This is a genomic window from Leclercia sp. LTM14 (assembly GCF_023736175.1).
Lineage (GTDB): Bacteria > Pseudomonadota > Gammaproteobacteria > Enterobacterales > Enterobacteriaceae > Enterobacter > Enterobacter barmai.
This window is the reverse complement of record NZ_JAIKTT010000001.1, coordinates 49,552-75,879: the sequence shown is the minus strand read 5'-3', so window position 1 is coordinate 75,879 and position 26,328 is coordinate 49,552. Positions and strand designations below refer to the sequence as shown.

General features: G+C 56.5%; 27 protein-coding genes and 1 pseudogene. 13 read left to right on the top strand and 15 right to left on the bottom strand.

Translation table 11 applies throughout. The annotated features are described in order from the left end of the window. Positions 1–5 precede the first annotated feature (5 nt). A complete protein-coding gene (ribA, locus tag K5I40_RS00345) occupies positions 6–596 on the bottom strand; it encodes a GTP cyclohydrolase II (protein WP_039031856.1) in 591 nt (196 codons plus the stop codon). A 197-nt stretch (positions 597–793) separates the two neighbouring features. Between ribA and pgpB the strand changes: the two genes are divergently transcribed. The 5 genes from pgpB (at position 794) to yciH (ending at position 4,439) form a co-directional block, all read left to right on the top strand. Next, positions 794–1,558 carry a phosphatidylglycerophosphatase B gene (pgpB, locus tag K5I40_RS00340; protein ID WP_223073941.1) on the top strand — a complete coding sequence of 255 codons (765 nt, stop codon included), beginning with the start codon at positions 794–796 and terminating at the stop codon, positions 1,556–1,558. A 150-nt stretch (positions 1,559–1,708) separates the two neighbouring features. Then, the gene (locus K5I40_RS00335; protein ID WP_039031858.1) at positions 1,709–2,017 is read left to right on the top strand and encodes a LapA family protein; all 309 of its coding nucleotides are present in this window, start codon (positions 1,709–1,711) and stop codon (positions 2,015–2,017) included. Between the two features lie 6 nt (positions 2,018–2,023). Further along, on the top strand, positions 2,024–3,193 hold the full coding sequence (gene lapB / locus K5I40_RS00330; protein WP_223073942.1) for a lipopolysaccharide assembly protein LapB: 1,170 nt from the start codon (positions 2,024–2,026) through the stop codon (positions 3,191–3,193). A gap of 182 nt (positions 3,194–3,375) precedes the next feature. After that, positions 3,376–4,113 carry an orotidine-5'-phosphate decarboxylase gene (gene pyrF / locus K5I40_RS00325; protein ID WP_223073943.1) on the top strand — a complete coding sequence of 246 codons (738 nt, stop codon included), beginning with the start codon at positions 3,376–3,378 and terminating at the stop codon, positions 4,111–4,113. Continuing rightward, complete coding sequence (gene yciH, locus K5I40_RS00320; RefSeq protein ID WP_039031861.1) at positions 4,113–4,439, top strand: stress response translation initiation inhibitor YciH; 327 nt, start codon at positions 4,113–4,115, stop codon at positions 4,437–4,439. The genes pyrF and yciH overlap by 1 nt, the downstream gene beginning before the upstream one ends. Positions 4,440–4,556: 117 nt before the next feature. On the opposite strand, the gene osmB is transcribed toward yciH, so the two are convergent. The 3 genes from osmB to K5I40_RS00305 form a co-directional block, all read right to left on the bottom strand. Beyond that, positions 4,557–4,775: an osmotically-inducible lipoprotein OsmB gene (osmB, locus tag K5I40_RS00315; RefSeq protein ID WP_039031862.1), complete on the bottom strand. Its 219-nt coding sequence runs from the start codon at positions 4,773–4,775 to the stop codon at positions 4,557–4,559. 264 nt (positions 4,776–5,039) lie between these two features. Next, positions 5,040–5,795, bottom strand: coding sequence for a DNA-binding transcriptional regulator YciT (locus K5I40_RS00310; RefSeq protein ID WP_039031863.1), 756 nt, complete (start codon positions 5,793–5,795; stop codon positions 5,040–5,042). A 68-nt stretch (positions 5,796–5,863) separates the two neighbouring features. Beyond that, positions 5,864–6,046 (bottom strand): hypothetical protein, encoded by a 183-nt coding sequence (locus tag K5I40_RS00305; RefSeq protein WP_072036731.1) that lies wholly within the window; start codon positions 6,044–6,046, stop codon positions 5,864–5,866. Between the two features lie 192 nt (positions 6,047–6,238). On the opposite strand from K5I40_RS00305, the gene K5I40_RS00300 reads away from it, so the two are divergent. Then, a complete protein-coding gene (locus K5I40_RS00300; protein ID WP_139565325.1) occupies positions 6,239–7,108 on the top strand; it encodes a crotonase/enoyl-CoA hydratase family protein in 870 nt (289 codons plus the stop codon). Here K5I40_RS00300 and pdeR read toward each other — a convergent pair. The 10 genes from pdeR to pspF all read right to left on the bottom strand — a co-directional run bounded on the left by pdeR (position 7,105) and on the right by pspF (position 19,849). After that, positions 7,105–9,096, bottom strand: a complete 1,992-nt coding sequence (gene pdeR / locus K5I40_RS00295; RefSeq protein ID WP_039031865.1) for a cyclic di-GMP phosphodiesterase — start codon at positions 9,094–9,096, stop codon at positions 7,105–7,107. The two genes, K5I40_RS00300 and pdeR, sit on opposite strands and share 4 nt — an antisense overlap. 318 nt (positions 9,097–9,414) lie before the next feature. Further along, a complete protein-coding gene (locus K5I40_RS00290) occupies positions 9,415–11,349 on the bottom strand; it encodes an exoribonuclease II (RefSeq protein WP_223073944.1) in 1,935 nt (644 codons plus the stop codon). An 89-nt stretch (positions 11,350–11,438) separates the two neighbouring features. Continuing rightward, the gene (locus K5I40_RS00285; RefSeq protein WP_223073945.1) at positions 11,439–12,431 is read right to left on the bottom strand and encodes a CMD domain-containing protein; all 993 of its coding nucleotides are present in this window, start codon (positions 12,429–12,431) and stop codon (positions 11,439–11,441) included. A gap of 162 nt (positions 12,432–12,593) precedes the next feature. After that, on the bottom strand, positions 12,594–13,382 hold the full coding sequence (fabI, locus tag K5I40_RS00280; protein WP_039031868.1) for an enoyl-ACP reductase FabI: 789 nt from the start codon (positions 13,380–13,382) through the stop codon (positions 12,594–12,596). Between the two features lie 124 nt (positions 13,383–13,506). Continuing rightward, positions 13,507–14,313: a putrescine export ABC transporter ATP-binding protein SapF gene (sapF, locus tag K5I40_RS00275; protein ID WP_138369197.1), complete on the bottom strand. Its 807-nt coding sequence runs from the start codon at positions 14,311–14,313 to the stop codon at positions 13,507–13,509. 1 nt (position 14,314) lies between these two features. Next, complete coding sequence (gene sapD / locus K5I40_RS00270) at positions 14,315–15,307, bottom strand: putrescine export ABC transporter ATP-binding protein SapD (protein WP_039031870.1); 993 nt, start codon at positions 15,305–15,307, stop codon at positions 14,315–14,317. Further along, a complete protein-coding gene (gene sapC, locus K5I40_RS00265; RefSeq protein ID WP_039031871.1) occupies positions 15,307–16,197 on the bottom strand; it encodes a putrescine export ABC transporter permease SapC in 891 nt (296 codons plus the stop codon). The genes sapD and sapC overlap by 1 nt, the downstream gene beginning before the upstream one ends. After that, a complete protein-coding gene (sapB, locus tag K5I40_RS00260; RefSeq protein WP_039031872.1) occupies positions 16,184–17,149 on the bottom strand; it encodes a putrescine export ABC transporter permease SapB in 966 nt (321 codons plus the stop codon). The genes sapC and sapB overlap by 14 nt, the downstream gene beginning before the upstream one ends. Then, positions 17,146–18,786, bottom strand: a complete 1,641-nt coding sequence (sapA, locus tag K5I40_RS00255; RefSeq protein WP_039031873.1) for an ABC transporter substrate-binding protein SapA — start codon at positions 18,784–18,786, stop codon at positions 17,146–17,148. Before sapA ends, sapB begins: the two co-directional genes overlap by 4 nt. Before the next feature lie 88 nt (positions 18,787–18,874). Next, positions 18,875–19,849: a phage shock protein operon transcriptional activator gene (gene pspF / locus K5I40_RS00250; RefSeq protein ID WP_039031874.1), complete on the bottom strand. Its 975-nt coding sequence runs from the start codon at positions 19,847–19,849 to the stop codon at positions 18,875–18,877. 167 nt (positions 19,850–20,016) lie between these two features. On the opposite strand from pspF, the gene pspA reads away from it, so the two are divergent. The 7 genes and pseudogenes from pspA to tyrR all read left to right on the top strand — a co-directional run bounded on the left by pspA (position 20,017) and on the right by tyrR (position 25,774). Further along, a complete protein-coding gene (gene pspA / locus K5I40_RS00245; protein WP_223073946.1) occupies positions 20,017–20,685 on the top strand; it encodes a phage shock protein PspA in 669 nt (222 codons plus the stop codon). A 51-nt stretch (positions 20,686–20,736) separates the two neighbouring features. Next, entirely contained in the window at positions 20,737–20,961 is a 225-nt protein-coding gene (gene pspB / locus K5I40_RS00240) for an envelope stress response membrane protein PspB (RefSeq protein ID WP_039031876.1), read from the top strand. Next, on the top strand, positions 20,961–21,317 hold the full coding sequence (gene pspC / locus K5I40_RS00235; protein WP_223073947.1) for an envelope stress response membrane protein PspC: 357 nt from the start codon (positions 20,961–20,963) through the stop codon (positions 21,315–21,317). Before pspB ends, pspC begins: the two co-directional genes overlap by 1 nt. 14 nt (positions 21,318–21,331) lie before the next feature. Further along, a complete protein-coding gene (gene pspD, locus K5I40_RS00230; protein WP_223073948.1) occupies positions 21,332–21,550 on the top strand; it encodes a phage shock protein PspD in 219 nt (72 codons plus the stop codon). Positions 21,551–21,661: 111 nt separating this feature from the next. Next, positions 21,662–23,058, top strand: a pseudogene (locus K5I40_RS00225) (YcjX family protein). Then, positions 23,055–24,104: a YcjF family protein gene (locus K5I40_RS00220; RefSeq protein WP_223073949.1), complete on the top strand. Its 1,050-nt coding sequence runs from the start codon at positions 23,055–23,057 to the stop codon at positions 24,102–24,104. The pseudogene K5I40_RS00225 and the gene K5I40_RS00220 overlap by 4 nt, the downstream one beginning before the upstream one ends. A 128-nt stretch (positions 24,105–24,232) precedes the next feature. Then, positions 24,233–25,774 (top strand): transcriptional regulator TyrR, encoded by a 1,542-nt coding sequence (tyrR, locus tag K5I40_RS00215; RefSeq protein ID WP_139565309.1) that lies wholly within the window; start codon positions 24,233–24,235, stop codon positions 25,772–25,774. Positions 25,775–25,813: 39 nt separating this feature from the next. Here tyrR and tpx read toward each other — a convergent pair whose 3' ends face one another. After that, positions 25,814–26,320 carry a thiol peroxidase gene (gene tpx / locus K5I40_RS00210; RefSeq protein WP_223073950.1) on the bottom strand — a complete coding sequence of 169 codons (507 nt, stop codon included), beginning with the start codon at positions 26,318–26,320 and terminating at the stop codon, positions 25,814–25,816. Positions 26,321–26,328: the final 8 nt, after the last annotated feature.

The following is a 26,328-nucleotide window of genomic DNA, read 5'->3' as shown; positions in this document are numbered from 1 at the left end:
TGATGTTATTTGTTAAGCAGATGCCCAAGCTTCGCCGCTTTGGTATCCAGATAGTGTTCGTTTTTCGGGTTACGGCCCACGATCAGCGGTACACGTTCAACGATATTGATCCCGGCTTCGGTCAGGATCTCCACCTTACGCGGGTTGTTGGTCAGCAGACGTACTTCGTCCACGCCAAGCAGCTTGAACATATCCGCGCACAGGGTGAAATCGCGTTCGTCGGCAGCAAAGCCCAACTGGTGGTTTGCTTCAACGGTATCGTAGCCCTGATCCTGCAGCGCATACGCGCGGATCTTATTCAGCAGACCGATGTTACGGCCCTCCTGGCGATGATACAGCAGGATGCCCCGGCCTTCTTCCGCAATGTGCGACAGGGCGGCTTCCAGTTGAAAACCACAATCGCAGCGCAGGCTAAACAGGGCATCACCCGTAAGACACTCGGAATGAACGCGGGCCAGGACCGGCGTCTGCCCGGATGTATCGCCGAACACTAACGCCACGTGATCCTGCCCGGTTGCCAGTTCTTCAAAGCCCACCATCAGGAAATCGCCCCATGGGGTTGGCAGATTGGCTTCTGCCACACGTTTAAGCTGCATGTGATTCTCCAGAAAATGCTGACACGCCTTGTGTCTGTCGCCTGTTTGGCTGTCGGTATTGTCTTATTTTGCCACAAGCTGCGCGGGTTCACCTAATCACGCCCGGCTTAACGAACGTTAAACGCACAATCCGACATTTTTACGCAGCTGTAATTTTTCGGTTATGATTGTGAGGCTTATCGAAAAAAGGAGACGACATGCTTTCAATAGCCCGCCGCACGGCGGTTGGCGCAGGGATATTGCTTATTATGCCTGTGGCTTTATGGATATCGGGCTGGCAGTGGCAGCCAGGCGCGAATAGCGGATGGTTGAAAGCGCTGTTCTGGGTAACGGAGACGGTCACCCAACCCTGGGGGATTATCACCCACACACTTCTTTGCGCCTGGTTTTTGTGGTGCCTGCGTTTTCGTCTGCGAGCCGCCATCATGCTCTTTGCCATCCTGGCAGGAGCCATTCTTATCGGTCAGGGCGTAAAATCCTGGGTCAAGGATCGGGTTCAGGAGCCGCGTCCTTTCGTGGTCTGGATGGAAAAAACTCACCATGTCCCGGTGAACGACTTCTACAATTTAAAGCGTAAAGCGCGCGGTGAGCTGGTAAAAGAACAGCTTGCTGAACAACAGACTATTCCCACTTTTTTACGTAAACACTGGCAGAAAGAGACCGGGTTTGCCTTCCCGTCCGGGCATACCATGTTTGCTGCAAGCTGGGCACTGCTGGGAGTAGGTCTGCTGTGGCCGCGGCGGCGCACGGTGACCATCATCGTACTGCTGGTCTGGGCAACGGGCGTGATGGGAAGCCGCTTGCTGCTTGGCATGCACTGGCCGCGGGATCTGGTGGTGGCGACCCTGATTTCATGGCTGCTCATCACCTGTGCAACCTGGCTTGCCCAGCGATTCTGTGGTCCGCTCACGCCTCCGGCAGAAGAGAAACGGGAAATCGCCGACAGAGAGCAAGAAAGCTGACTGAGGTTGAAATTCTCATATTTAGCCGCAGATCTTAACGTGGCGCGACGCTTTTTCCGTTTCGCCCACGTCATGAAATGGTAGTTTATAAGGCTGGTTACGCTATGTTGAACAATCTTTATTCGCTCAAACCACATAACGGGAAGTAATGTGAAATATTTACTCATTTTCTTACTGGTGTTGGCGATTTTTGTCATTTCCGTCACATTGGGCGCGCAAAACGATCAACAGGTAACGTTTAATTATCTGCTGGCGCAAGGCGAGTATCGAATTTCCAGCCTCCTGGCGGTACTGTTCGCTGCAGGATTTGCAATCGGCTGGCTGATTTGTGGTCTGTTCTGGCTTAAAGTTCGGGTAACGCTTGCCCGTGCCGAACGTAAAATTAAACGTCTTGAAAACCAAATTGCGCCTCCGACCGACGTTCCGGTAAGTTCAGGTGTGCCGGTAGCGAAGGAATAATCTAAGATGCTGGAGTTGTTGTTTCTGCTTTTGCCTGTAGCCGCAGCCTATGGCTGGTATATGGGCCGCAGAAGTGCGCAACAAAATAAACAGGATGAAGCGAACCGCCTTTCACGCGATTATGTCGCCGGGGTTAACTTCCTCCTGAGTAACCAACAGGATAAAGCGGTAGACCTGTTCCTCGAGATGCTGAAAGAGGATACCGGTACCGTTGAGGCCCACCTGACTCTCGGTAATCTGTTCCGTTCCCGCGGCGAAGTTGACCGCGCCATCCGCATTCACCAGACCTTAATGGAAAGCGCCTCATTAACCTATGAGCAGCGTCTGCTGGCCGTACAGCAGCTTGGCCGCGACTATATGGCCGCCGGGTTATACGATCGCGCCGAAGAGATGTTTAAACAGCTGGTAGATGAGACCGATTTTCGCATCAGCGCCCTGCAACAGCTCCTGCAGATCTATCAGGCTACCAGCGAATGGCAGAAAGCCATCGACGTTGCTGAACGTCTGGTGAAACTCGGTAAAGACAAACAGCGCGTTGAAATCGCCCACTTCTACTGTGAACTGGCCCTGCAGCAGATGGGCAACGAAGACATGGACAAGGCGATGGCGCTGCTCCGGAAAGGCGCTACCGCCGATCGCAGCAGCGCGCGCGTCTCCATCATGATGGGGCGCGTCTACATGGCGAAAGGGGATTACCAGAAAGCCGTAGATAGCCTTCTCCGGGTAATCGATCAGGATAAAGAGCTGGTCAGCGAAACGTTGGAGATGCTGCAAACCTGCTATCAGCAACTGGGTATGGCCGAAGAGTGGGTTGCCTTCCTGCGTCGCTGCGTGGAAGAGAACACCGGTGCCGCCGCTGAGCTGATGCTGGCGGATGTGGTCCAGGAGCACGAAGGCAGCGACACCGCACAGGTGTATATTACTCGCCAGCTGCAGCGCCATCCGACCATGCGCGTCTTCCATAAGCTGATGGATTACCATCTGAATGATGCGGAAGAGGGGCGCGCCAAAGAGAGCCTGATGGTACTGCGCGACATGGTTGGCGAGCAGGTGCGCAGCAAGCCGCGTTATCGCTGCCAGAAGTGTGGATTTACAGCCTATACGCTGTACTGGCACTGTCCGTCCTGCCGCGCCTGGTCCACCATCAAGCCAATTCGCGGCCTCGATGGGCAGTAATTTTTAAAAAAGCCCAATATTAGTTACAACATACTGCCCAGGTTTTTATCTATTGGCCCGTGCGCGCTGTAGTCTGGCAGGATTAAAAATGGAACCTGTTAATTTTTGTGATGCGCAGGTAGAATGCACGCCGTTTATCATTCCCGCGCCGATGCGGCGCCCATCGACGAGAAGGTCCGGTCATGACGTCTGCAGCTTCATCTTCTTCCCGCGTAGTTACTGAATCTCCTGTTGTTGTCGCTCTGGATTACAACAATCGCGACAATGCGTTAGCGTTCGTTGATCGCATTGACCCGCGCGACTGTCGCCTGAAAATCGGTAAAGAGATGTTCACGCTCTTTGGCCCACAAATTGTTCGCGATATGCAGCAGCGCGGTTTTGATGTCTTTCTTGACCTTAAATTCCACGATATTCCAAATACCACGGCTCACGCGGTAGCGGCTGCAGCCGAACTGGGCGTCTGGATGGTTAACGTCCACGCTTCCGGTGGCGCGCGCATGATGACTGCGGCCCGCGAAGCACTGGTGCCATTCGGGAAAGATGCCCCCTTGCTGATTGCCGTCACGGTACTCACCAGCATGGAAGCCAGCGACCTACTGGATCTTGGCATCACGCTGTCACCGGCAGAACATGCCGAGCGCCTGGCGCGCCTGACGAACAGCTGCGGGCTCGACGGTGTTGTCTGTTCTGCCCAGGAAGCGGTTCGCTTTAAGAGCGCTATCGGCCAGGACTTCAAGCTGGTTACGCCCGGCATCCGTCCTGCGGGGAGCGACGCTGGCGATCAGCGTCGCATTATGACCCCGGAACAGGCGCTGGCGGCGGGTGTGGACTATATGGTTATTGGACGACCGGTAACCCAGTCTGCGGATCCGGCGCAAACCCTGAAAGCTATCAACGCATCACTTCATAAGGGGGCGTAATGCGCGATACAAACAGCCGCCTGGTCTATTCAACGGATACCGGGCGTATCGATGAACCAAAAGAAGTAGCCGAACGACCAAAAGGCGATGGCATTGTGCGTATACAACGCCAGACCAGCGGGCGGAAAGGGAAGGGCGTATGTCTGGTCACCGGAATTGATGCCGACGATGCGACCCTGGCGCAAATTGCCGCTGAGCTAAAGAAAAAATGCGGATGCGGTGGGTCGGTTAAAGATGGCGTAATTGAGATTCAGGGCGACAAGCGGGATCTGATTAAATCCCTGCTGGAAGCCAAAGGCATGAAAGTAAAATTAGCTGGCGGTTAACAGGCTACAGAAACAAATAAGCCACGGCCTGAGCCGTGGCTTAATATTCTTATATTCAGATAAAGCCAGAAATAACAGGGCATTATCAAACGACTGCGGTGGCAATCGGTATATTATTTACTTGCTCACCTCGTGACCGATAATCCCACCAACCGCGGCACCACCCAGGGTACCCAGCGCGCTTCCGTCGGTCAGGACTGAACCACCGATTGCGCCTGCACCCGCACCAATGGCGGTGTTACGGCTTTGTTTGCTCCAGTTAGAGCAAGCGCTCAGGGAAAACGCCAGCGTCACGGCCAGCATAGCAGCGGATAATTTTTTGCTGTTAAAAGTCATAATTCATTCTCCTGAAATATTGATCCACGGAAATTATTTCGCTTAAGTGGAAACCAATACCCCTCAAGCCGTTTTCCATGAAACTTGTTCGCGCAGGCGTTACAAGATCACGCAAGTGATAGTTACTTCCTGTTATATCGCTAACAATAATTTTACGTCTTTATCACTGATCCGACAGGTAAATAGTCTTAAAGGATTGCTCGGAATAGTCTCAGAGCGAAGGGCGGGAGAATGACGCCCGAATTCTCGGGCGTTGAAACGGCTTCAGGCAGGTTTTTTGACGATATCGACCACCAGGCCGTCATGTTGCAGTTTGGTGGTGTGCGCCTCTTTAATGCCTTCGTCGGTGATCACCCGACTGAAACGGGAGACCGGGCCCATCGTGTAAGGGTGAACCGCACCAAATTTAGAGCTGTCGGTCAGCACAATAGTCTCACCGCCTTTTTCCAGCACCGCATTGACCACGTCTGAGCGCATCATGTCCCGGCCGGTAAAGCCGGTATCAGGCTGCCAGCCGTCGATGCCGATAAAGGCCTTGCTGAAATGGACCTGCTGAACATACTGACGCGTAAGTGGGCCAACCATACTTTCGCTTTTTTTCTGGTAGATGCCGCCCAGCAAAATGACTTCGCTGCGCGTCTCCTTGAGCAGATGAGCAATATAGCTGCTCACCGTCACGATGGTGACTTCTTCTTTCTGTTCAGCCAGCGTGCGGGCGAGCAGGGCATTACAACTGCCGTTCTCGATAAACACCGTTTCGCCATTATTCACCAGAGAAGCAGCGAACTCCGCCAGTTCACGTTTCAGCGCGTAATTGTTCATCATACGCGTCTCGACATCTTCGCTGTCCAGCGGCACGGCGTAGCCGTGGGCGCGACGGAGGTAACTCATTTTTTCCAGAAGATTGAGATCCTGGCGGATGGTGACTTCAGATACGCCGGTCGCTTTGGCCAGATCAACGACGCTTACACGCCCTGTGTCGATCACCATCTGTAATATTATTTGTTGTCGGGAATTCATAGCATCCATATTAAAACGGCATAGCCGTTAGTTGAAAACTGACATAAACACGAGAGGCAATGCGATCGTCAAACTTCCCACGGTGATTTTGGCGGTACTGCAGCGGGGTCTTTCTGCTCGCCTGCGAGGGTCAGTAATTCTGATTTTAATATCTCGAGATTACGAAGAGCAGAGTTCACATCGCCTGCTACCAGAATATCCAGCACAGTATCAATACGTTGCGCAACTTTTAGTGCATCGATATCAGACATAATCTCATCCCTAAATGAAAAGTGAATAAATTCAATGATGCAGAAATTGAAGGCAAAAGAGAAGGGAAAAAGTGTGCTAACGAAAGCACATTAATGGTAGTGATATTTTCATGCTTTTTTATACAGAGGATTTTAGTAGTGGCTTAGTCTAATTCTGCGCGCAAGGCGCTTTTTTCTATGAGGAATTGGACTATGACAATTATCAATCAGGCTACCTGTAAACTGTTCACTGATTCTGTACGATTCACCCAACTCGCCGGTTATTACGAGGAAGAGAGACGTACCGTATGGATGATGTTACGGGCCCAGCCGCGGCCCTGCTTCAATCATGCGCTGATAGAGGAGATCATGAACCTGTCGTGGCTGGTACGACAGTCCGGGTTTGAGGTTGATTTCTGGGTGACAGGTTCGCTGGTGCCCGATATGTACAACACCGGGGGCGATTTACGCTTCTTTGTCGACTGCATTGAGAATGGTCGCCGGGAAGCGCTTCGGGCCTATGCCCGCGCCTGTGTGGACTGCGTCCACGCTGCGTCGCGGGGCTTTGATACCGGGGCGATCACCCTGTCGATGGTGGAGGGCAGTGCGCTGGGCGGAGGCTTTGAGGCCGCGTTGGCGCACCACTTTTTACTGGCGCAGAGGGATGCACGCTTAGGTTTCCCGGAGATCGCCTTCAATCTCTTCCCCGGAATGGGAGGCTACTCGCTGGTCGCGCGCCGCTCAGGCATGAAGCTGGCCGAGGAGCTTATCTATAAAGGGGAGTCGCACACCGCGGAATGGCACGAGCAACACGGGCTGGTGGACGTGCTGTTTGAACCCGGCCAGGGCTACGTGGCGACGCGCACCTTCATCGACACGTTACAACCCAAAATGAATGGCGTCAGAGCGATGCTGCGCGCCCGTCAGCGCGTCCTGCAGCTGCCGCGCAGCGAATTGATGGATATCACCGAAGACTGGGTGGATGCGGCATTCTGCCTGCAACCGAAGGATGTGGCCTACATGCAGCGGCTGGTTCTGCTGCAGGATCGCCACACCGCATCGGGCCTGCGTAAAGCCAGTTAACGCGCGTTGCGTGCCTGATAACGTTTAAACCATCGCTCGAATGCGACAGCGGGCATGGGCTTAGCAAACAGAAAACCCTGTCGTTCGTTGACGCCGTTCTTGGTCAGAAAGGCGTCTTCTTTTGCGCTCTCCACCCCTTCAGCAATCACCTGCAAATTCAGCGCCTGAGCGACCGCAACAATCGCGCGTACCAGCGACTGCGATACCGACTGCTTATGGATATCCCGGACAAATGCCTGGTCGAGCTTAATGGCATCAATGGGGAAACGGGCCAGCTGCGACAGGGACGAATAACCCGTTCCGAAATCGTCAAGGTGGATCTGCGCTCCCAGCTTGCTGAACTGCTGGATCACCGACAGCGCCAGCTCTTCGTTTTCAATCAGACAACTTTCGGTCAGCTCGACATCAATCGGGCAGTACTCAAAATTCAGGTCCTTTAAGGCCTGCTTCAGATCGCTGAAAATCGTCTGATCCGCCAGCTGGCGGGCCGAGACGTTAACCGCCACGCGCAGGTTAATACCTTTGTCGCGCCATTTGGCAACCTGGCGCACCACATCGAGCATCACCCAGCGCCCCAGAGGAACGATGAGCCCGGACTCCTCGGCGTAGGAGATAAACTCCAGCGGCGGGATCAGCCCGCGCTCCGGCGATTGCCAGCGAACCAGCGCTTCGAGGGTTCTCACCTCGCCGCGCCAGGTAATTTTAGGCTGGTAGTGGATCACCAGTTGGTCATTATCCAGCGCTTTGCGCAGGTTGGTGTCCAGCCACAGATATTCAAAGACACGCTGATTCATCTCCGGCGAGAAGACGCAGAACGTGCCGCGCCCGTTCTCTTTTGCGGTATACATCGCGGTATCGGCATTGCGGATCACGCTTTCGCGATCGGTGCCGTGCTGTGGGGCGAGGGAAATACCCAGCGAACAGCCGGTATAGACTTCGATTAAACCAATCCGGAAGGGCTGACGCAGTCGGGTGAGGATCCGCGAAGCCATGGCTTCGAGCGCACTCTGCGACGTGCCGGTTGCCAGCACGATAAACTCATCGCCGCCGAGACGCGCCAGCACCTGCCCATCCTCCAGGCAACTGAGGATCGCCAGCGCCACCGCCTGCAAAAGCTGATCGCCAAACATATGCCCGTAGGCGTCATTCACTTTTTTGAAATTATCGAGATCGAGGTAGACCACGCCGACCTGGCCATCGCCACGGGTGTCGATGGCTTCGCTGATCATATCGTGGATGGCGTTACGGTTTGGCAGGCCGGTAATGGTGTCGGTGTTGGCGAGCACCCGAAGGCGTTCCTGCGCGCGGCGTTCTTCGGTGATATCCGTACCTGAACAGATAAGAAAAATTTCGTTTTTCCCGCTGCCGCTGTGCACAAATTTATTACGAAACAGAAATAACCGCTGCCCTTTGCGGGTCTTGATCCAGCGCTCTACTTCATAAGAACTGCCGTCACGAAAAAAACCGCTGATATTGCGGCGGGAGGCAGCGGCTTCGCTGCGGCTCATAAAGAGTTTAAAGACGTTCTGGCCAATGACCTCGTGCTCTTTCATCCCGGTGTATTCTTCGCTCAGACGGTTAAAGCGTTGAATATTGCCGTGCCGATCGAGGATAACAATCACCGAGTTGGCCTCAGAAACCACCTGTTCGGCAAAGGATAAACCCTGGGCCAGATCCCGGGCGACGGAGGGGGTGTCATTCCAGGCGGAGGCGGTGCCGGCCCACTCTTTTTTAGTGGTTTTACGGCCCACGAGGTGCACCGGCACATCAGTTCCGTACAGGGAGAGCGTCATGGTGATGCTGGAGGTGATGACCGTCATCTGGCGAATGCTGTCGGCCTGCTCGTCAGTCAGCGCCACCACCTGAGTGGTCTCGGCGCTTTCGCTGGCCGCAAGATGGAGCGCATTGCTGTCCGCCGTCAGTCGCCACCAGGGACTGTGGGTGCCCATGTAACGAAACAGCAAATTTTGCTCCAGATCGTCAATCATGCTCTCTCCCAGGCGCACTTAATTGCACACATCGTGCATTTCCAGTCGGTTTAATCGCGTTAAAATAGCGGTAATGCCGAGCTAAACTTATTGTTTTTTCCCAGTATTCTTATATTAGAACGAGATTAGCAAAAAAGGATACAGACGAATGAATATTCCGGTCACACCTTATGAAGTTCAACAGATTATCGTTAATAAGTGTGATCGCTTTTCGGAATTTGTGGGGGGTAATGGTAAGGAAAAATGATGAATGTGAGGTTAATACAAAAAAAATCGGCTCGCCCGCAATGAGTGAACCGACCTTTAAGCAGACAACAATCAGACAGCAGGGCGGGCGATAACGCTGCGTGTTTCCATGCGCACTTCAGCGATAGTCACGTCAATAACTTCGGTCACTTTATACGCCACTTCACCTTTGATCTGCACGGTGCCGTTTTCCTGGCTGCAGACCAGTTCGTCACGCACGGCGTGCAGGAACGGCGCTGGAATGAAGGCCACGGCGCCGTTATCCACCAGACGCACGCGCATGCCGCCACGGCTGATATCGATGATCTCAGCGGCAAAACGGGTGTCGGTTCCGGCTTTGTCTTTCAGGAAGCGGGCATACAGCCAGTCACCGACATCACGTTCCGCCATGCGGTTAAGGCGACGACGCTCGGCCATCTGCACGGTAGCGTCGTCCTGCGGACGGGCAATGGTTTCACCTTTGACGATCGCTTTAAGCAGGCGGTGGTTAACCATATCGCCATACTTACGAATCGGCGACGTCCAGGTGGCGTAGGCTTCCAGACCCAGGCCAAAGTGCGGGCCTGGCTCGGTGCTGATCTCAGCGAAGGACTGGAAACGACGGATGCGGCTGTCGAGGAAACCAGACGGCTGAGCATCCAGTTCACGGCGCAGTTTACAGAAACCGTTCAGGGTCAGGACTTCCTGCGGATCCACATGCACATCGTGCGTTTTCAGCAGGGCCGCCAGCGCTTCGCTGTTGGCGGGATCAAAACCGGTGTGCACGTTATAGATGCCAAATCCAAGCTTGTCGCGCAGGACGCGGGCCGCACAGATATTGGCCGCAATCATCGACTCTTCAACGATACGGTTAGCGATGCGACGTGGTTCAGCAACGATATCCAGCACTTCGCCTTTTTCACCGAGAATGAAGCGGTAGTCAGGACGATCCTTGAACACCAGCGCATGGGTTTTACGCCATTCGCTACGGCTCAGGCAGACGCGCTGCAGCAGGCGGATCTGTTCGGCAATAGCATCAGATTCTGGCTGCCAGGTGCCGCTGTTTTCCAGCCAGTCAGAGACCTCGTCATATACCAGCTTGGCTTTCGATTCGATAAGCGCGGCAAAGAACTCGATATTCTCTTCAATCGTGCCGTCGGCAGCGATGGTCATGCGACACGCCAGGACCGGACGCACTTCGTTGGCGCGCAGCGAGCATAAATTATCAGACAGCTCACGCGGCAGCATTGGGATGTTGAAGCCCGGCAGATAGTTGGTAAAGGCACGGATTTTGGCCGCGTTATCAAGCGGTGTACCTTCAGCGATCCAGGCCGTAGGATCGGCAATCGCTACGGTTAACAGCAGTTTGCCGTCAGCCTGCTCTTCAACATACAGCGCATCGTCCATATCTTCGGTGCTGGCGCTGTCGATGGTAACAAAATTGAGGGCGGTCAGATCGCGACGCTCCAGACCTTCGTCCAGCATCTCTGTCGCTGCGCCCTCCGGGGCCTCTTTTTCGAGGTTATGGCGTGCGAGAGTGACCCACCACGGCACGAAATGGTCGTCGCCGAAGGTAATAAACTGGGTCAGTTCAGCATAAAAACCGCGATCGCCCTTCAGAGGATGACGGCGCATTTCTGCCACGGCCCAGTCACCTTCTTTGAAATCATGGGTCACGCCACGCTCAGCGCGGCAGGGGATGGCGTCTTTCAGCAGGGGATGGTCCGGAACGATGGACAGACGGTCATCTTTTCTCAGTACCTTACCCACAAAACGGGTCAGGAAGGGTTCAATTAATTCTTCAGGCTCGGCGGATTCACGATCCTTTTCGCTATGGATCACGGCCGTAATACGATCGCCGTGCATCACCTTCTTCATCTGCGGAGGCGGAATGAAGTAACTTTTCTGCGCATCGACTTCAAGGAAGCCAAAGCCTTTTTCCGTGGCTTTTACGACCCCTTCAGCGCGTGGCGTCTGGGAATGCAGTTGCTGTTTAAGCTGCGCTAGCAGCGGGTTGTCCTGGAGCATAGTGATCTATTTTCGTAGCCATATGAGCGGCTGACAGTTTTACGCGAATCTCACTGTTACAGCAAGCGCTCTTTAGGTCATTAGTGTGGTTATTCGCCCCTGCCGATGGCGATTTTCAGACGGTTCAGCCAACCGCAAAAAGCGCTCCAGGTAAGCAGGTTGATGGCCTGTACCGGCGGCTGCCCGGCATTCGTCAGCGGGGTAAACTGCGCGGCGCTAAACTGGTCCGGCGATCGCGCCAGTTGCTCTACGGCACGCTTTACCGACTCGTCGTTTTCATATTCTGCGTGAATGCCACTGACCAGAATTTCACCTGTTTGATCGAGGATTGCCGGTTCATGACACAACACCGGCGTAAGCTGCTGCAGTAGCGGCTCCTCCTGCCAGCGTTCAAGGGACGCCAACTGCTCTGGGCTGGCCTGACATCGCTCGACCCCCGGTACGGCGGGCTGCCATGTATTCAAAGTGTTATCGTCGGGCAGGGCGTGAGGCTGAATGTGGTGTCCCGGCAGCCAGCGAACAGGGTGGCCGAGCAGAGCCTGAAAGACCGCCACCACGCGCGCCTGAAAGCCGACGAAGCCGATAATCTGGTTGATGGTCACAATGTCATACACCGTCAGGCCCACTTCATCGAGCCCCTGCTGCGCTTTGCTGTCGATCACGTCCGGCGAGCTGGCAAGCTGGCGGGCATACTGAGTGATTTGGGCGAGGCGGCGATTGCTTTCACGGGAGGAGTCGGGGCCGGGGAGCGGGGCGAGGAGGGCGGCGTAGTGGTTACACAGACGCTGCACGCCGCAGACCTGCGCCACGGTCAGGGCGGTGCTGAAACGGTCATACGCGCTCAACGTGCGCAGTCGGGTAACCGTCAGGGTACGCGGGAAAAAGAGGTCGCACAGCGTCCGGGCCGGGGTTAACCAGCGTTCACAGGCGGCAAGCAGCGTCGCTGGTAAAACGAGGTTCAGCAAAAAACGATCCGCGACCTGTGCGGCTTCGGGAACCAAAGGCAGGACTTCCGTCGGGCTGCTACTGGACTGGGTCTCATGATACCAGTGGCCTTTGCCAGAAATACAGCGTTGTTCCATGTGCGTTCCTTGATCTCATAATAGCGATCAATATCCTGGCGTAAGCTGGATAAGCGGAAAAATATTGTTAGGTGATAACAAATAGCGGAACGGAATAACGAGGGGAAAGCGGGGGGCTGAACGGGAGAAGAACCTTCCCGCCGGAGCGGGAAGGTTACGAACTTATTTGATTTCCAGCTCGTTCATTGCAGCGATGTTGAAACCGCCGTCAACGTGAACCACTTCGCCGGAGATGCCAGCAGAGAGGTCAGAGCACAGGAATGCCGCGGAGTTACCCACGTCTTCGATGGTCACGGTGCGACGGATTGGGGTAACCGCTTCGCAGTGTGCCAGCATTTTACGGAAGTCTTTGATGCCGGAAGCAGCCAGAGTACGGATTGGACCCGCAGAGATACCGTTTACGCGCACGCCTTCTGGACCCATCGCGTTCGCCATATAGCGTACGTTGGCTTCCAGAGAGGCTTTCGCCAGACCCATCACGTTGTAGTTAGGGATTGCGCGCTCAGCACCCAGGTAGGAAAGGGTCAGCAGGGCAGCGCCTGGGTTCAGCATGGAGCGGCAGGATTTTGCCATCGCTACAAAGCTGTAGGAGCTGATGTCGTGTGCGATTTTGAAGCCTTCACGGGTGACTGCGTTCACGTAATCGCCGTCCAGCTGGTCGCCCGGTGCAAAGCCGATGGAGTGAACGAAACCGTCAAATTTCGGCCAGGTTTTTGCCAGCTCAGCGAACATGCCATCGATGCTTTCATCTTGTGCAACGTCGCATTCCAGAACAATGCTGGAACCCAGCTGCGCGGCAAACTCTTCTACGCGGCCTTTCAGCTTGTCGTTCTGGTAGGTGAATGCCAGCTCAGCGCCTTCGCGATGCATAGCCTGTGCGATGCCGTATGCGATGGACAGTTTGCTGGCAACGCCAGTCACCAGAATACGCTTACCGGAAAGAAAACCCATAGCTCTTAATCCTTATATTCATTGTTGTGGCGGCCGTCATCTGTTTGGACAACCGTCGTTAAAACGCGGCGATAATAGCATGTGTCGCGTACAGTGTTAATCCGACCACTCCACACGGTGTGGGTCAGCGATCTTTTCGCCAGGCATCGGCGGTTAAGGCTTCACCAAAATGGCCAGCAATTAAACGTTTGGTCAAATCGTGAAGCGGTGCGGCCAGCACCGAGGCGGTACTGCCGCGCTCCACCACCGAGCCCTCATGCATCACCAGCACCTGATCGCTGATGTGCTTCATCATTCCCAGATGCTGGGTCACGTAGATATACGAGATACCCTGTTTTTCCTGCAATTCCAGCATCAGGTTGATTAACTGTGAACGCATCGACATATCCAGCGAGGCCAGCGCTTCGTCGGCGATGATCACTTTTGGACGCAGGATCAGCGCGCGGGCCAGACCCAGACGCTGTTTCTGGCCCGGTGCCAACATGTGCGGATAATAGCTGACGTGATCGGGCAGCAGCCCAACCATTCGCAGGGTCTCGATAATCTGTTTACGCCGCGCCTCCGGCTCAAGGTCGGTATTCAGACGCAGCGGAAAATCGAGGATCTGCGAGATACGCTGGCGCGGGTTCAGCGACGTCGACGGATCCTGAAAAATCATCCTGATCCGCTGGCTGCGGAACGAGTAATCGCCAAATTTCAGCAGGTGGTCGTCAATCAGCACTTCACCATCGGAAGGCTCGATCATCCCGGCCAGCATTTTCGCCAGCGTTGATTTCCCGGAGCCGTTTTCACCGATGATCGCCAGAGTCTGCTTTTCGCGCAGGGTAAAGCTCAGCGGCTTTACCGCTTCGACGGTCTGGCGGTGGAATAAGCCGGTGCGATAGCGAAAGGTCTTACTCAGATTGCGCACTTCCAGCAGGGTTTCGACCATGTCACTCTCTCTCCATGTTCAGCGGGAAATGGCAGGCATACAGATGGTTCCTTGCCCCGGCCAGGCGCGGGGTTTCAATGCATTTCCGCTGGGCATACGGACAGCGCGGTCCCAGTCGACAGCCAATCGGCAGGTGCTCCAGCAGCGGAATAGCGCCCGGCAGAGTATTCAGGCGGCTTTTATGCGGCATGGAGCTGCCAAAATCGGGGATCGCACGGATCAGCGCCTGGGTATAAGGGTGATGCGGTGTGGTGATCAGGTCTTCGCTGCCGGCGGTCTCTACTGTCTGCCCGCAGTACATCACGTCAATCTTGTCCGCCCATTTGCTCAGCATCTGCAGGTCATGGCTGATTAGCAAAATGGTGGTGTTATTGTTCTGGTTAAGCCGGGTGAGCAGGCGGAAAATTTGCGCCTGGGTGGTGGGCTCCATGGCGTTGGTCGGTTCGTCGGCGATCAGCAGGCGCGGCTGGTTGGCCAGCGCAATGGCGATCATCACTTTCTGACACTCACCGTCGGTCAGCTCATACGGGAAGCTGCGCATGGCGTCTTTGTGATCCTTGATCCCCACCCGGTGTAACAGCTCGATGGCCCGGCGTTTGCGCCAGCCAAAACGCTGCCACCAGCGGCCCTTATAGGTCCAGCCGGGGATATTCTGCATCAGCTGTTTGCCCACACGCTCCGACGGATCGAGACAGGATTGCGGCTCCTGGAAAATCATCGACACGTTGTGACCTACCAGCTTACGCCGCTCGCGAGCGGAAAGGCGCAGCAGGTCGATATCATCGAAACGCATACGGTCGGCGGTGACGCGCCAGTTATCTTTCGCCACGCCGCAGATCGCTTTCGCAATCAGGCTCTTGCCTGAACCTGATTCACCCACCAGACCGCGGATCTCGCCCTCGCTCAGGGTAATGCTGACGCGATCGACCGCTTTGACCCAGCCTTCGCCGGTTTTAAATTCAATCGTCAGATTGCGAATATCCAGTAACGGCATTATTCCACCCCCGCCACAATGGCGCGACGGATCCCGTCGCCAAGCAGGTTCACCAGTAATACGCTAATCATAATTGCCGCACCCGGCAGCATCACCGTCCAGGGCGCTACGTAGATCAGTTCCAGCGCGTCGCCCAGCATTGCGCCCCATTCCGGAGAGGGCAGCTGTGCGCCAAGATCGAGAAAACCGAGGGCAGCAATATCGAGGATCGCCATCGACAGGGCGCGGGTAATTTCCGTGACCATCCCGGAGGCGATATTGGGCAGCACCGCGAACCACAGAATATTTAAGGTGGTGGCGCCATCGAGACGGGCGGCCACCACGTACTCTTTTTCCAGCTCATCATGCACCAGGCTGTAGACCGAACGCACCATGCGCGGCAGCAGCGCCAGCCACACCGCAAACATGGCGTGGGTCAGATGCGGTCCGGCAAAAGCCACCACGATAATCGCCAGCAGCAGCGAGGGGATCGACAGCAGCGTATCAAGAATATGGTTCGTCACCGCCGAGCGCAAACCGTGGGTCGCGCCGGCAACAATGCCTAACAGCAGACCACACAGCGTGGCGGCCAGCGTGACCACAAAGGCACCGCCCACCGTTGGCGCAGCACCGCTCAGCAGACGACTTAACACATCGCGCCCGAGGTCGTCGGTACCGAGGAAGAAGGAGACTTCGCCGTAGCGCGACCAGGACGGCGGCAGCAGCTGGTAGCCGAGGAACTGCTGGTCGATGCCGTAGGGCGCAAACCAGGATCCGAGGATGCACAGCAGCGCGAGGCCGCCGCAGCCGTACAGGCCGATCATCGCCGTGGTGTCGCCATAGAAGTTACGCCACACGGTGCGCAACGCACCGGGCGTGCGCTTTTCACTATAAACGCTATCGTAAGGCATACCATTCCTTATGTTTCAGCGGGTTAGCCATAGCGCCCAGAATATCGGATATCACATTAACGATGATCACCAGCGCGCCAATCACCATTACGCCCGCGGAGATCGCGGCATAGTCCTGCTGGCGAATGGCGTTGATCAGCCAGCGACCGAGGCCGGGCCAGCTGAAGACCATCTCGGTGATCATCGCCAGCGTCAGCATGGTGGAGAACTGCAGGCCAAGACGCGGGATCACCGGCGGCAGGGCATTATGCAACACGTGGCGACGTAAAATGGTAAACCGCGACAACCCGCGCGTGGCGGCAGCTTTAACATAGTTTTGATCAAAGACTTCGCTGGTGCTGATGCGCATCAGGCGGATCACCTCCGTGGTCGGTGCCACGGCCAGCGCCAGCACCGGTAACACCATGTGGCGCACGGCGCTGATGATCATCTCATGCCGCCAGACCGAATCTGAGAGCCAGGCGTCAATAATGGCGAATCCGGTCACGGTTTTCACCGCGTACAGCAGGTCAAAACGCCCGGACACCGGCAGCCAGCCCAGCGTCAGCGAGAAAAAGAGGGTCAGCAGCAGCGCCAGCCAGAAGACGGGAACCGAAAACCCGAGCAGGGCGAACGCGCTGATCAGCTTGTCCTGCCACTTGTTGCGGGTGATCCCGGCGAGCATTCCGACCGGGATCCCCACAACCAGCGCAAAGCCGAAGGCCAGGATGCACAGCTCCATGGTGGCGGGGAACACCTCTTTCAGCTGCTCGGCGATGGGCTGGCCGTTAATGCTGGAGACACCGAAGTCCCAGTGCAGCACCCCTTCAAACCAGAACCACCACGCGTTCCACAGGGAAGCACCCTGGAGCGGCGCGTGAGGGGTAAAGTAGCTCAGACTGAAGCCGACAAAGGTCAGGAAGAGGAGGGTGATCAGCAGCAACAGCAGCCGACGTAAGGTAAAAATAATCACGGTTTTTTCACCTCTTCCTGGTTCACGCGGGAGACGCCGGCAAAGGACGCATTACCAAACGGGCTGAGCACCAGACCTTTAATATCGTAACGGTACGCCTGCAGACGCAGGGACGAGGCCAGGGGCAGCACCGGCAGCTCTTTGGCGAGAATAATTTGCGCTTCATCATAGGCATCGATGCGCGCCGCCAGCTGCTGGGTCGACAGCGCTTTACGCAGGATGTCGTCAAACTCGCGGTTGCACCAGTGGGCGTAGTTGGTCTGGGAATCAATCGCCGCACAGCTCAGCAGCGGACGGAAGAAACTGTCCGGGTCGTTACTGTCTGTCGCCCAGCCTGTCAGGGTCAAATCATGGTTCATGTCCATCAGGCGCGCCTCCTGAAAACGGCCTTCTACCGGGATAATCACGACTTTGACCCCCACCTGCGCGAGGTCTGCCTGCAGCAGCTCGGCGGTTTTCAGCGGGCTGGGGTTCCAGGCCTGGGAGCTGGTGGGCACCCACAACTGCAGGGTGAGGTTTTCAGCCCCCAGCGCCTTCAGCTGTTCGCGTGATTTATCCGGATTGTATTCAGTAATTTTAGCCTCGCTATCGTAAGCCCACGAGGCGCGGGGCAAGATTGAGGCGGCAGTTTCGGCGGTACCGTAATAAATGGACTGCATCAGGCGCTGGTTATTGATCGCCAGCGCCAGGGCGTGGCGAACGGCCGGGTTGTTCAGCGGCGGCTTGTTAGTGTTGAAGGCCAGATAGGCGATATTCATGCCCGGGCGCAGGGTCAGACGCAGGCGCGGATCGTCGCGCAGGATGGTGAGCTGGCTGGCGGCGGGCCATGCCAGAACATCGCATTCGCCGGTGAGCAGTTTCGACAGACGCCCTGTTCCGCCGGAGCCTAAATCCACCACCACCTGCGGCATCAGTGGCGTGCCGCGCCAGAATTTCTCATGGCGCGCCAGACGCACGTACTGCCCGGCCCGGTACTCCTCAACCTGGAATGGCCCGGTGCCTACCGGCTGGCGGTCCATCAGCTCCATTTTATCCTGCAGGGTCAACTGGGTGGCGTACTCAGAAGACATCACCGAGGCGTAGTGCGTCGCCAGATGCCACAGGAAAGAGGCGTCCGGGCGCGCCAGGGTGAACTCCACCGTTCGGTTATCCAGTTTGCGCACGTTCTTCACCGTGTCGGCAAACTGCAGGCTGTCGAAGTAGGGGAAGTTGCCGCCATTAACGTAGTGCCACGGATGGTTGCGGTTAAAAATGCGCTGGAAGGTGAAAACCACATCATCCGCATTGAGTTTGCGGGTGGGCTTAAACCACGGTGTGGTCTGGAAGCTGACGTCATCGCGCAGACGAAAACGGTACGTGGCACCGCTGTCCAGCACTTCCCAGCTTTCAGCCAGCTCCGGCACCAGACGATAGGTATAAGGATCCACATCCAGCAGGCGGTCATAGAGCTGGGCGGCGAGGGTGTCGACGATCAGGCCGCTGCTCGCTTTTTGCGGATTGAAGGTATTGACCTGCCCACTTACGCAGTAGACAAAGCCGCTGTCGCGAATATCCGCGCTATCCGCCTGCTCAGGCGCGGCAAAGGCCTGGCTACTGAGCAGACCGAGCGCAATCAGGGATGAGAAAACCAGACGCATAATTTTTAAGGTTTTTAGTGACGATCTGCAAAGTGTATCGCACTTACACCTGCTTCGTAAAAATGTCTGCGGATAAGTGCTGAATATCTCAGCGCATCTGATGCTTTTTGAGCAATGCCCTTAACTGATGGTAGGTCAGGCCCAGCAGTTCAGCCGCGCGTTTCTGATTAAATTTCGCCTCGCGCAGGCTCTGTTCCAGCAACTGCTTCTCCTGTTCCTGCTGGAACAAACGCAAATCCAGCGGCAGAGTGGGGCTTGCAGATTGAGGTTTACTGACAGGCGACTGCGCGGGACGATGAAAAGGATCGATCACAATCTCATCCAGCTCGGTTTCGCTGCTGCCGTGGCGGTAGACGGAGCGCTCAACCACGTTTTTCAGCTCACGAATATTGCCCGGCCAGCGGTAGTCCAGCAGCGTTTCCCGGGCGTGCTGGCTGAAGCCGGGAAACAGCGGCAGACCCAGCTCGCGGCACATCTGAATGGCAAACTGCTCGGCCAGCAGCATGATATCGCTGCGCCGTTCGCGCAGCGGCGGCAGGTTTACAACGTCAAACGCCAGCCGATCCAGCAGGTCGGCACGGAACCTGTCCTGCTCGACCATCTCCGGCAGGTTGGCGTTAGTGGCGCACACCAGGCGCACGTTTACCTGCAGCGGCTGGCTGCCGCCCACGCGCTCCAGTTCGCCATACTCAATGACCCGCAGCAGTTTTTCCTGCACCAGCATCGGGGCGGTCGCAAGCTCATCCAGGAACAGCGTGCCGCCATCGGCGCGTTCAAAGCGGCCGGGATGGCGACGCTGCGCGCCGGTAAAGGCCCCCGCCTCGTGGCCAAAGAGTTCGGTATCGAGCAAATTTTCATTCAGCGCGGCGCAGTTCAGGGAGATAAACGGTCCATCCCAGCGCCCGGAGAGGTAATGAAGGCGGTTGGCAATCAGCTCTTTACCCGTGCCACGCTCGCCGATAATCAGCACTGGCTTATTCAGCGGCGCCAGCCTGGAGACCTGCTCCAGCACTTCGAGAAAGCTGTTGGCTTCCCCCAGTAATGTGTCTTTAAATTCAGCCATGATGAAATTAACCACTTATTGGTGTGATTCACTAAGCGAGAGTAGGGCGGGTTGGGCGAAAAAGCAATCACCTCGCGTAAAATCAATAAGATAAAAAACTGGCACGGGAATTGTATTAGCTAAACAGCAGGGCTCAGCCCGATAACAGAAAATGTGAGGATTCAATTATGGGTATTTTTTCTCGTTTTGCCGACATCGTGAACGCCAACATCAACTCGCTGCTGGAAAAGGCGGAAGATCCGCAGAAGCTGGTCCGTCTGATGATTCAGGAGATGGAAGATACGCTGGTTGAAGTGCGCTCCACCTCTGCCCGGGCGCTGGCCGAAAAGAAACAGCTGACGCGCCGTATTGAGCAGGCGACCGCCCAGCAGGCCGAATGGCAGGAAAAAGCGGAGCTGGCGCTGCGTAAAGATAAAGACGATCTGGCCCGCTCTGCGCTGATCGAAAAACAGAAGCTGACCGATATCGTCGCTACCCTGGAGCAGGAAGTGACCCTGGTGGATGAAACGCTCACCCGCATGAAGAAAGAGATTGCGGAGCTGGAGAACAAGCTGAGCGAAACACGCGCCCGTCAGCAGGCCCTGACGCTGCGTCACCAGGCCGCCAACTCTTCGCGCGATGTGCGCCGTCAGCTCGACAGCGGCAAGATTGACGAGGCGATGGCCCGCTTCGAATCCTTCGAACGCCGTATCGATCAGATGGAAGCCGAGGCGGAAAGCCACAGCTTTGGCAAACAGAAAACGCTGGAGCAGCAGTTTGCCGATCTGAAAGCGGATGATGAAATCAGCGAGCAACTGGCCGCGCTGAAGGCCAGAATGAAACAAGACAACCAATAATAACGACTGCGGCGCCTGCTGGCGCCGCCACTCATAAAACAAGGAGTAGACATGAGCGCGCTTTTTCTTGCCATTCCGCTGACCATTTTCGTGCTGTTTGTCCTGCCGATCTGGTTGTGGCTGCACTACAGTAACCGTTCTTCCCGGGGAGAGCTGTCGCAAAGCGAACACCAGCGCCTGGCGCAATTAACTCAGGACGCAAATAAAATGCGCGAACGTATTCAGGCGCTGGAAGCGATCCTGGATGCGGAACATCCGAACTGGAGGGATCGCTAATGGCTCTGAACCTGAATAAAAAATTATGGCGTATACCCCAGCAGGGGATGGTACGCGGCGTCTGTGCCGGGCTGGCGCATTACCTCGACGTGCCGGTGAAACTGGTACGCGTGGTGACGGTGCTCTCCATTTTCTTTGGCCTGGCCTTTATTACCCTGGTGGCCTATATCATTTTATCCTTCGTGCTGGACCCGATGCCGGACGGCGCGATGAGCGATGACAATGCCCCCACCAGCAGTGAATTACTGGATGCGGTGGATGCCGAACTGTCGGCAGGCGAAAAGCGCCTGCGGGAAATGGAGCGGTACGTCACCTCTGACACCTTTACGCTGCGAAGCCGTTTTCGTCAGCTTTAACTGAGAGACCTGATATGAACCAACGCTGGCAACAGGCCGGGCAGCGCGTTAAGCCGGGCATGAAAATCGCAGGGAAACTGGTATTACTGACCGCACTGCGTTACGGCCCGGCGGGCGTAGCGGGCTGGGCGATTAAATCGGTCGCCCGTAAGCCTGTCCGCATGCTGCTTGCGGTGGCGCTCGAGCCGATGCTGAAGAAGTTCGCCAACCGACTTTCCACTAAACTGAAATAACCAGCAACGGCACATTACTGGACGTGCCGTTGCGCTGCTTTTATTCCTTTCTCCTTGCCCCCATGTCATATTTCTCACAACAATAATTCCTTCAGGCAAAACAGGACGGCGATGAAGCGACTTAAAAATGAACTCAATTCTCTGGTTAATCGTGGGGTTGACCGTCATTTGCGCCTGGCGGTCACCGGACTGAGCCGCAGCGGCAAAACCGCCTTTATCACGGCGATGGTCAATCAACTCCTTAACCTGCATGCCGGAGCGCGTTTGCCCCTGCTGAGTGCGGTGCGCGAAGAGCGTCTGCTCGGCGTGAAGCGCGTGCCCCAGCGCGACTTCGGCATTCCCCGTTTTACCTATGACGAAGGGCTGGCCCAGCTGTACGGCTCGCCGCCGACCTGGCCGACGCCCACCCGCGGGGTGAGCGAAATCCGTCTGGCGCTGCGCTTTCGCTCCAACGATTCGCTGCTGCGTCACTTCAAAGAGACTTCGACTCTCTATCTGGAGATCGTCGACTATCCTGGCGAATGGCTGCTCGATCTGCCGATGCTGACCCAGGATTATCTCAGCTGGTCGCGGCAGATGACCGGCCTGTTACAGGGGCAACGTGCGGAGTGGTCCGCCCGCTGGCGTTCGCTCTGTGAGGGGCTCGATCCGCTGGCCCCTGCCGACGAAAACCGGCTGGCGGCGATCTCTGAAGCCTGGACCGATTATCTGCACCAGTGCAAGAAAGAGGGCCTGCACTTCATTCAGCCTGGCCGCTTTGTACTGCCGGGGGATATGGCGGGCGCGCCGGCGCTGCAGTTTTTCCCGTGGCCGGACGTGGACGCCTTTGGCGAGTCAAAACTTGCCCAGGCCGACAAACACACCAACGCCGGTATGCTGCGCGAGCGCTTCAACTATTACTGTGAAAAAGTGGTCAAGGGCTTTTATACCAACCACTTTTTACGCTTCGACCGCCAGATTGTGCTGGTGGACTGCCTCCAGCCGCTCAACAGCGGACCGCAGGCCTTCAACGACATGCGCCTCGCGCTCACCCAGCTGATGCAGAGCTTCCACTACGGGCAGCGCACGCTGTTCCGGCGTCTGTTCTCCCCGGTGATCGACAAGCTGCTGTTTGCCGCCACCAAGGCGGATCACGTCACGGTGGATCAGCACGCCAATATGGTGTCGCTCCTGCAACAGCTGGTTCAGGATGCCTGGCAGAACGCCGCGTTTGAGGGCATCAGCATGGACTGTCTGGGCCTGGCTTCGGTGCAGGCCACCCAGAGTGGCCTGATTGACGTTAATGGCGATAAGATCCCGGCGCTGCGCGGCCATCGTCTGATCGACGGGCCCCGCTGACGGTCTATCCTGGCGAAGTCCCTGCCCGGCTGCCCGGTCAGGCGTTCTGGGAGAAGCAGGGCTTCCAGTTTGAAGCCTTCCGCCCGCAGACCATGAATGTTGACCAGCCGCTACCCCATATTCGCCTGGATGCCGCGCTGGAGTTTTTAATTGGAGATAAATTGCGATGACCGAACCCTTAAAACCGCGGATGGATTTTACCGGCACTCTGGAAGAGGAAAATCGCGAAGCCTTCAAAGCGGCTCAAACCTTTGATGACGCCCAGGCCGGGAACTTTGCCCCGGTGGTGACCGATATGCTCCCGGCCGAAGAGGGGCAGGCCGAAGCCGTCGTTGAGGCTGCGCTGCGGCCTAAACGTAGCCTGTGGCGCAAAATGGTCAGCGCGGGTCTGGTAGTGGCGGGCGTAACAGTGGTGGGGCAAGGCGTGCAGTGGGCGATTAACGCCTGGCAAAACCAGGACTGGGTGGCGCTGGGCGGATGCGCGGCCGGTGCCCTGATTGTCGGGGCGGGCGTGGGCTCGATCGCGACCGAATGGCGACGTCTGTGGCGGCTGCGCCAGCGTGCCCACGAGCGGGATGAAGCGCGGGATCTGCTGCACAGCCACGGCACCGGTAACGGGCGGGCATTTTGTGAAAAGCTGGCAAAACAGGCCGGGCTCGATCAGTCTCACCCGGCGCTGCAGCGCTGGTACGCAGCCATTCACGAAACGCAAAACGACCGGGAAGTGGTCTCGCTGTATGCCCATCTGGTGCAGCCGGTGCTGGACAGCCAGGCGCGGCGGGAGATCAGCCGCTCGGCGGCAGAATCGACGCTGATGATTGCCGTCAGCCCGCTGGCGCTGGTGGATATGGCCTTTATCGCCTGGCGCAACCTGCGTCTGATCAACCGCATTGCCACGCTGTATGGTATTGAGCTGGGTTATTACAGCCGCTTGCGCCTGTTCCGCCTGGTGCTGCTCAATATGGCCTTCGCCGGGGCCAGCGAACTGGTGCGCGAGGTGGGGATGGACTGGATGTCGCAGGACCTGGCTGCCCGTCTATCTGCCCGTGCGGCGCAGGGGATTGGCGCAGGATTGCTGACCGCGCGGCTGGGGATCAAAGCGATGGAACTGTGCCGTCCTCTGCCGTGGACAGAGAACGATAAACCCCGGCTTGGCGATTTCCGTCGGGAATTAATCGGCCAGCTGAAAGAAACACTCAATAAAAAACCGCAATAACGTCTCTTCCTCGAACAAAATTCCGTCACCACGCTCACAGGCTGTCAATATTTGTTGACAGCCATCTTCCCGATTACGCATATCTGGCTTATCATTTCAGGGTTACCGGCTTATAGAGTGATTTTCCCATGCGTCTCGAAGTGTTTTGTAAGGACCGTCTCGGCCTGACTCGCGAGTTACTCGATCTCCTTGTTTTGCGGAGTATTGACCTGCGCGGAATTGAGATTGACCCAATCGGGAAGATTTACCTGAATTTTGCTGAAATTGCCTTCGATACATTCAGCAGCTTAATGGCTGAAATCCGCCGTATCGCTGGCGTTACGGATGTGCGCACCGTGCCATGGATGCCCTCCGAACGTGAACATCTGGCGCTGAGCGCGCTGCTGGAAGCGATGCCTGAGCCGTTTTTATCCCTGGATCTGAAGGGCAAAATTGACCGGGCAAACCTGGCGAGCTGCCAGCTGTTTGCCCAGGAGCCAGAGAAACTGAGCAACCACAACGCCGCCCAGCTGATCCCTGGCTTCAATTTCCAGCGCTGGCTCGAGAGCAGCCCGCGCTCGACCCACAGCGAGCATGTGATCATCAACGGACAGAACTTCCTGATGGAGATCACCCCGGTTTATCTGCAGGGCGAAAACGACGACAGAACCCTGACCGGCTCGGTGATCATGCTGCGCTCCACGGTACGTATGGGGCGCCAGCTGCAGAATCTGTCCAGCCAGGATATGGGTGCCTTCAGCCAGATAATCGCCGTCAGCCCGAAAATGCGTCACGTGGTGGATCAGGCACGTAAGCTGGCGAACCTCACCGCGCCGCTTCTTATTACCGGCGATACCGGCACCGGCAAAGATCTGCTGGCCCATGCGGTGCATCAGGCAGGTCCGCGCGCGGCCAAACCTTACCTGGCGCTGAACTGCGCTTCCATTCCGGAAGATGCCGTTGAAAGCGAACTGTTCGGCCACGCGCCGGAAGGTAAAAAAGGCTTCTTCGAGCAGGCCAACGGCGGATCGGTGCTGCTGGATGAGATCGGCGAAATGTCGCCGCGCATGCAGGCGAAACTGCTACGCTTCCTTAATGACGGCACCTTCCGTCGGGTGGGGGAAGATCATGAGGTGCATGTGGATGTGCGCGTCATCTGCGCCACCCAGAAGAACCTGGTGGAGCTGGTGCAGAAGGGCGTGTTCCGGGAAGACCTCTATTACCGTCTGAATGTACTGACCCTGAACATCCCACCGCTGCGCGACTGCCCGCAGGACATCATGCCGTTGACCGAGCTGTTTGTGGCCCGCTTTGCCGACGAGCAGGGCATTCCTCGTCCGAAGTTCTCGGCGGATCTCAACACGGTGCTGACTCGCTACGGCTGGCCGGGAAATATCCGTCAGCTCAAAAACGCGATCTACCGTGCCCTGACCCAGCTTGAAGGCTATGAACTGCGACCGCAGGATATTTTACTGCCGGATTATGACGCCGGAACGGTGGCAGTAGGGGAAGAGGCGATGGAAGGATCGCTGGATGACATTACCAGCCGCTTTGAACGCTCGGTGCTGACTCAGCTGTACCGTAACTATCCCAGCACCCGTAAGCTGGCGAAAAGGCTGGGGGTGTCGCACACCGCTATCGCCAACAAGCTGCGCGAGTACGGCCTGAGCCAGAAGAAAGGTGATGAGTAAACATAAAAAAGCCTCCGTAGGGAGGCTTTCTTTTTGTCGTTACGCTTTCAACGCTTCGAGCGCGGCAGCATAGTCCGGCTCGGTGGTGATTTCGTTCACCAGGTGGCTGAACACGACGGTGTCGTTTTCGTCGATGACCACAACCGCGCGAGCAGCCAGGCCTTTCAGTGCGCCTTCAGCGATGCCCACACCGTACTGCTCCAGGAATTCCGGGTTACGCAGGGTCGACAGAGTGATAACGTTGCTCAGGCCTTCAGCACCACAGAAACGGGACTGAGCGAATGGCAGGTCGGCAGAGACGCACAGCACAACGGTGTTGTCCATTTCGGTCGCCAGCTGGTTGAATTTACGCACGGACGCGGCGCATACGCCGGTATCGATGCTTGGGAAAATGTTCAGCACTTTACGCTTGCCGGCAAACTGGCTCAGCACGACGTCAGACAGATCTTTTGCCACGAGCGTAAACGCCTGCGCTTTGCTGCCTTTCTGAGGAATGGATCCTGCAACAGAAACCGGGTTGCCCTGGAAATGAACGAGTTGTGACATAGTTATCT

Coding starts and splice junctions, on each gene's coding strand:
- ribA (WP_039031856.1), bottom strand. CDS start 596: ATGCAGCTTAAACGTGTGGCAGAAGCCAATCTGCCAACCCCATGGGGC.
- pgpB (WP_223073941.1), top strand. CDS start 794: ATGCTTTCAATAGCCCGCCGCACGGCGGTTGGCGCAGGGATATTGCTT.
- lapB (WP_223073942.1), top strand. CDS start 2,024: ATGCTGGAGTTGTTGTTTCTGCTTTTGCCTGTAGCCGCAGCCTATGGC.
- pyrF (WP_223073943.1), top strand. CDS start 3,376: ATGACGTCTGCAGCTTCATCTTCTTCCCGCGTAGTTACTGAATCTCCT.
- yciH (WP_039031861.1), top strand. CDS start 4,113: ATGCGCGATACAAACAGCCGCCTGGTCTATTCAACGGATACCGGGCGT.
- osmB (WP_039031862.1), bottom strand. CDS start 4,775: ATGACTTTTAACAGCAAAAAATTATCCGCTGCTATGCTGGCCGTGACG.
- K5I40_RS00310 (WP_039031863.1), bottom strand. CDS start 5,795: ATGAATTCCCGACAACAAATAATATTACAGATGGTGATCGACACAGGG.
- K5I40_RS00305 (WP_072036731.1), bottom strand. CDS start 6,046: ATGTCTGATATCGATGCACTAAAAGTTGCGCAACGTATTGATACTGTG.
- K5I40_RS00300 (WP_139565325.1), top strand. CDS start 6,239: ATGACAATTATCAATCAGGCTACCTGTAAACTGTTCACTGATTCTGTA.
- pdeR (WP_039031865.1), bottom strand. CDS start 9,096: ATGATTGACGATCTGGAGCAAAATTTGCTGTTTCGTTACATGGGCACC.
- K5I40_RS00290 (WP_223073944.1), bottom strand. CDS start 11,349: ATGCTCCAGGACAACCCGCTGCTAGCGCAGCTTAAACAGCAACTGCAT.
- K5I40_RS00285 (WP_223073945.1), bottom strand. CDS start 12,431: ATGGAACAACGCTGTATTTCTGGCAAAGGCCACTGGTATCATGAGACC.
- fabI (WP_039031868.1), bottom strand. CDS start 13,382: ATGGGTTTTCTTTCCGGTAAGCGTATTCTGGTGACTGGCGTTGCCAGC.
- sapF (WP_138369197.1), bottom strand. CDS start 14,313: ATGGTCGAAACCCTGCTGGAAGTGCGCAATCTGAGTAAGACCTTTCGC.
- sapD (WP_039031870.1), bottom strand. CDS start 15,307: ATGCCGTTACTGGATATTCGCAATCTGACGATTGAATTTAAAACCGGC.
- sapC (WP_039031871.1), bottom strand. CDS start 16,197: ATGCCTTACGATAGCGTTTATAGTGAAAAGCGCACGCCCGGTGCGTTG.
- sapA (WP_039031873.1), bottom strand. CDS start 18,786: ATGCGTCTGGTTTTCTCATCCCTGATTGCGCTCGGTCTGCTCAGTAGC.
- pspF (WP_039031874.1), bottom strand. CDS start 19,849: ATGGCTGAATTTAAAGACACATTACTGGGGGAAGCCAACAGCTTTCTC.
- pspA (WP_223073946.1), top strand. CDS start 20,017: ATGGGTATTTTTTCTCGTTTTGCCGACATCGTGAACGCCAACATCAAC.
- pspB (WP_039031876.1), top strand. CDS start 20,737: ATGAGCGCGCTTTTTCTTGCCATTCCGCTGACCATTTTCGTGCTGTTT.
- pspC (WP_223073947.1), top strand. CDS start 20,961: ATGGCTCTGAACCTGAATAAAAAATTATGGCGTATACCCCAGCAGGGG.
- pspD (WP_223073948.1), top strand. CDS start 21,332: ATGAACCAACGCTGGCAACAGGCCGGGCAGCGCGTTAAGCCGGGCATG.
- K5I40_RS00220 (WP_223073949.1), top strand. CDS start 23,055: ATGACCGAACCCTTAAAACCGCGGATGGATTTTACCGGCACTCTGGAA.
- tyrR (WP_139565309.1), top strand. CDS start 24,233: ATGCGTCTCGAAGTGTTTTGTAAGGACCGTCTCGGCCTGACTCGCGAG.
- tpx (WP_223073950.1), bottom strand. CDS start 26,320: ATGTCACAACTCGTTCATTTCCAGGGCAACCCGGTTTCTGTTGCAGGA.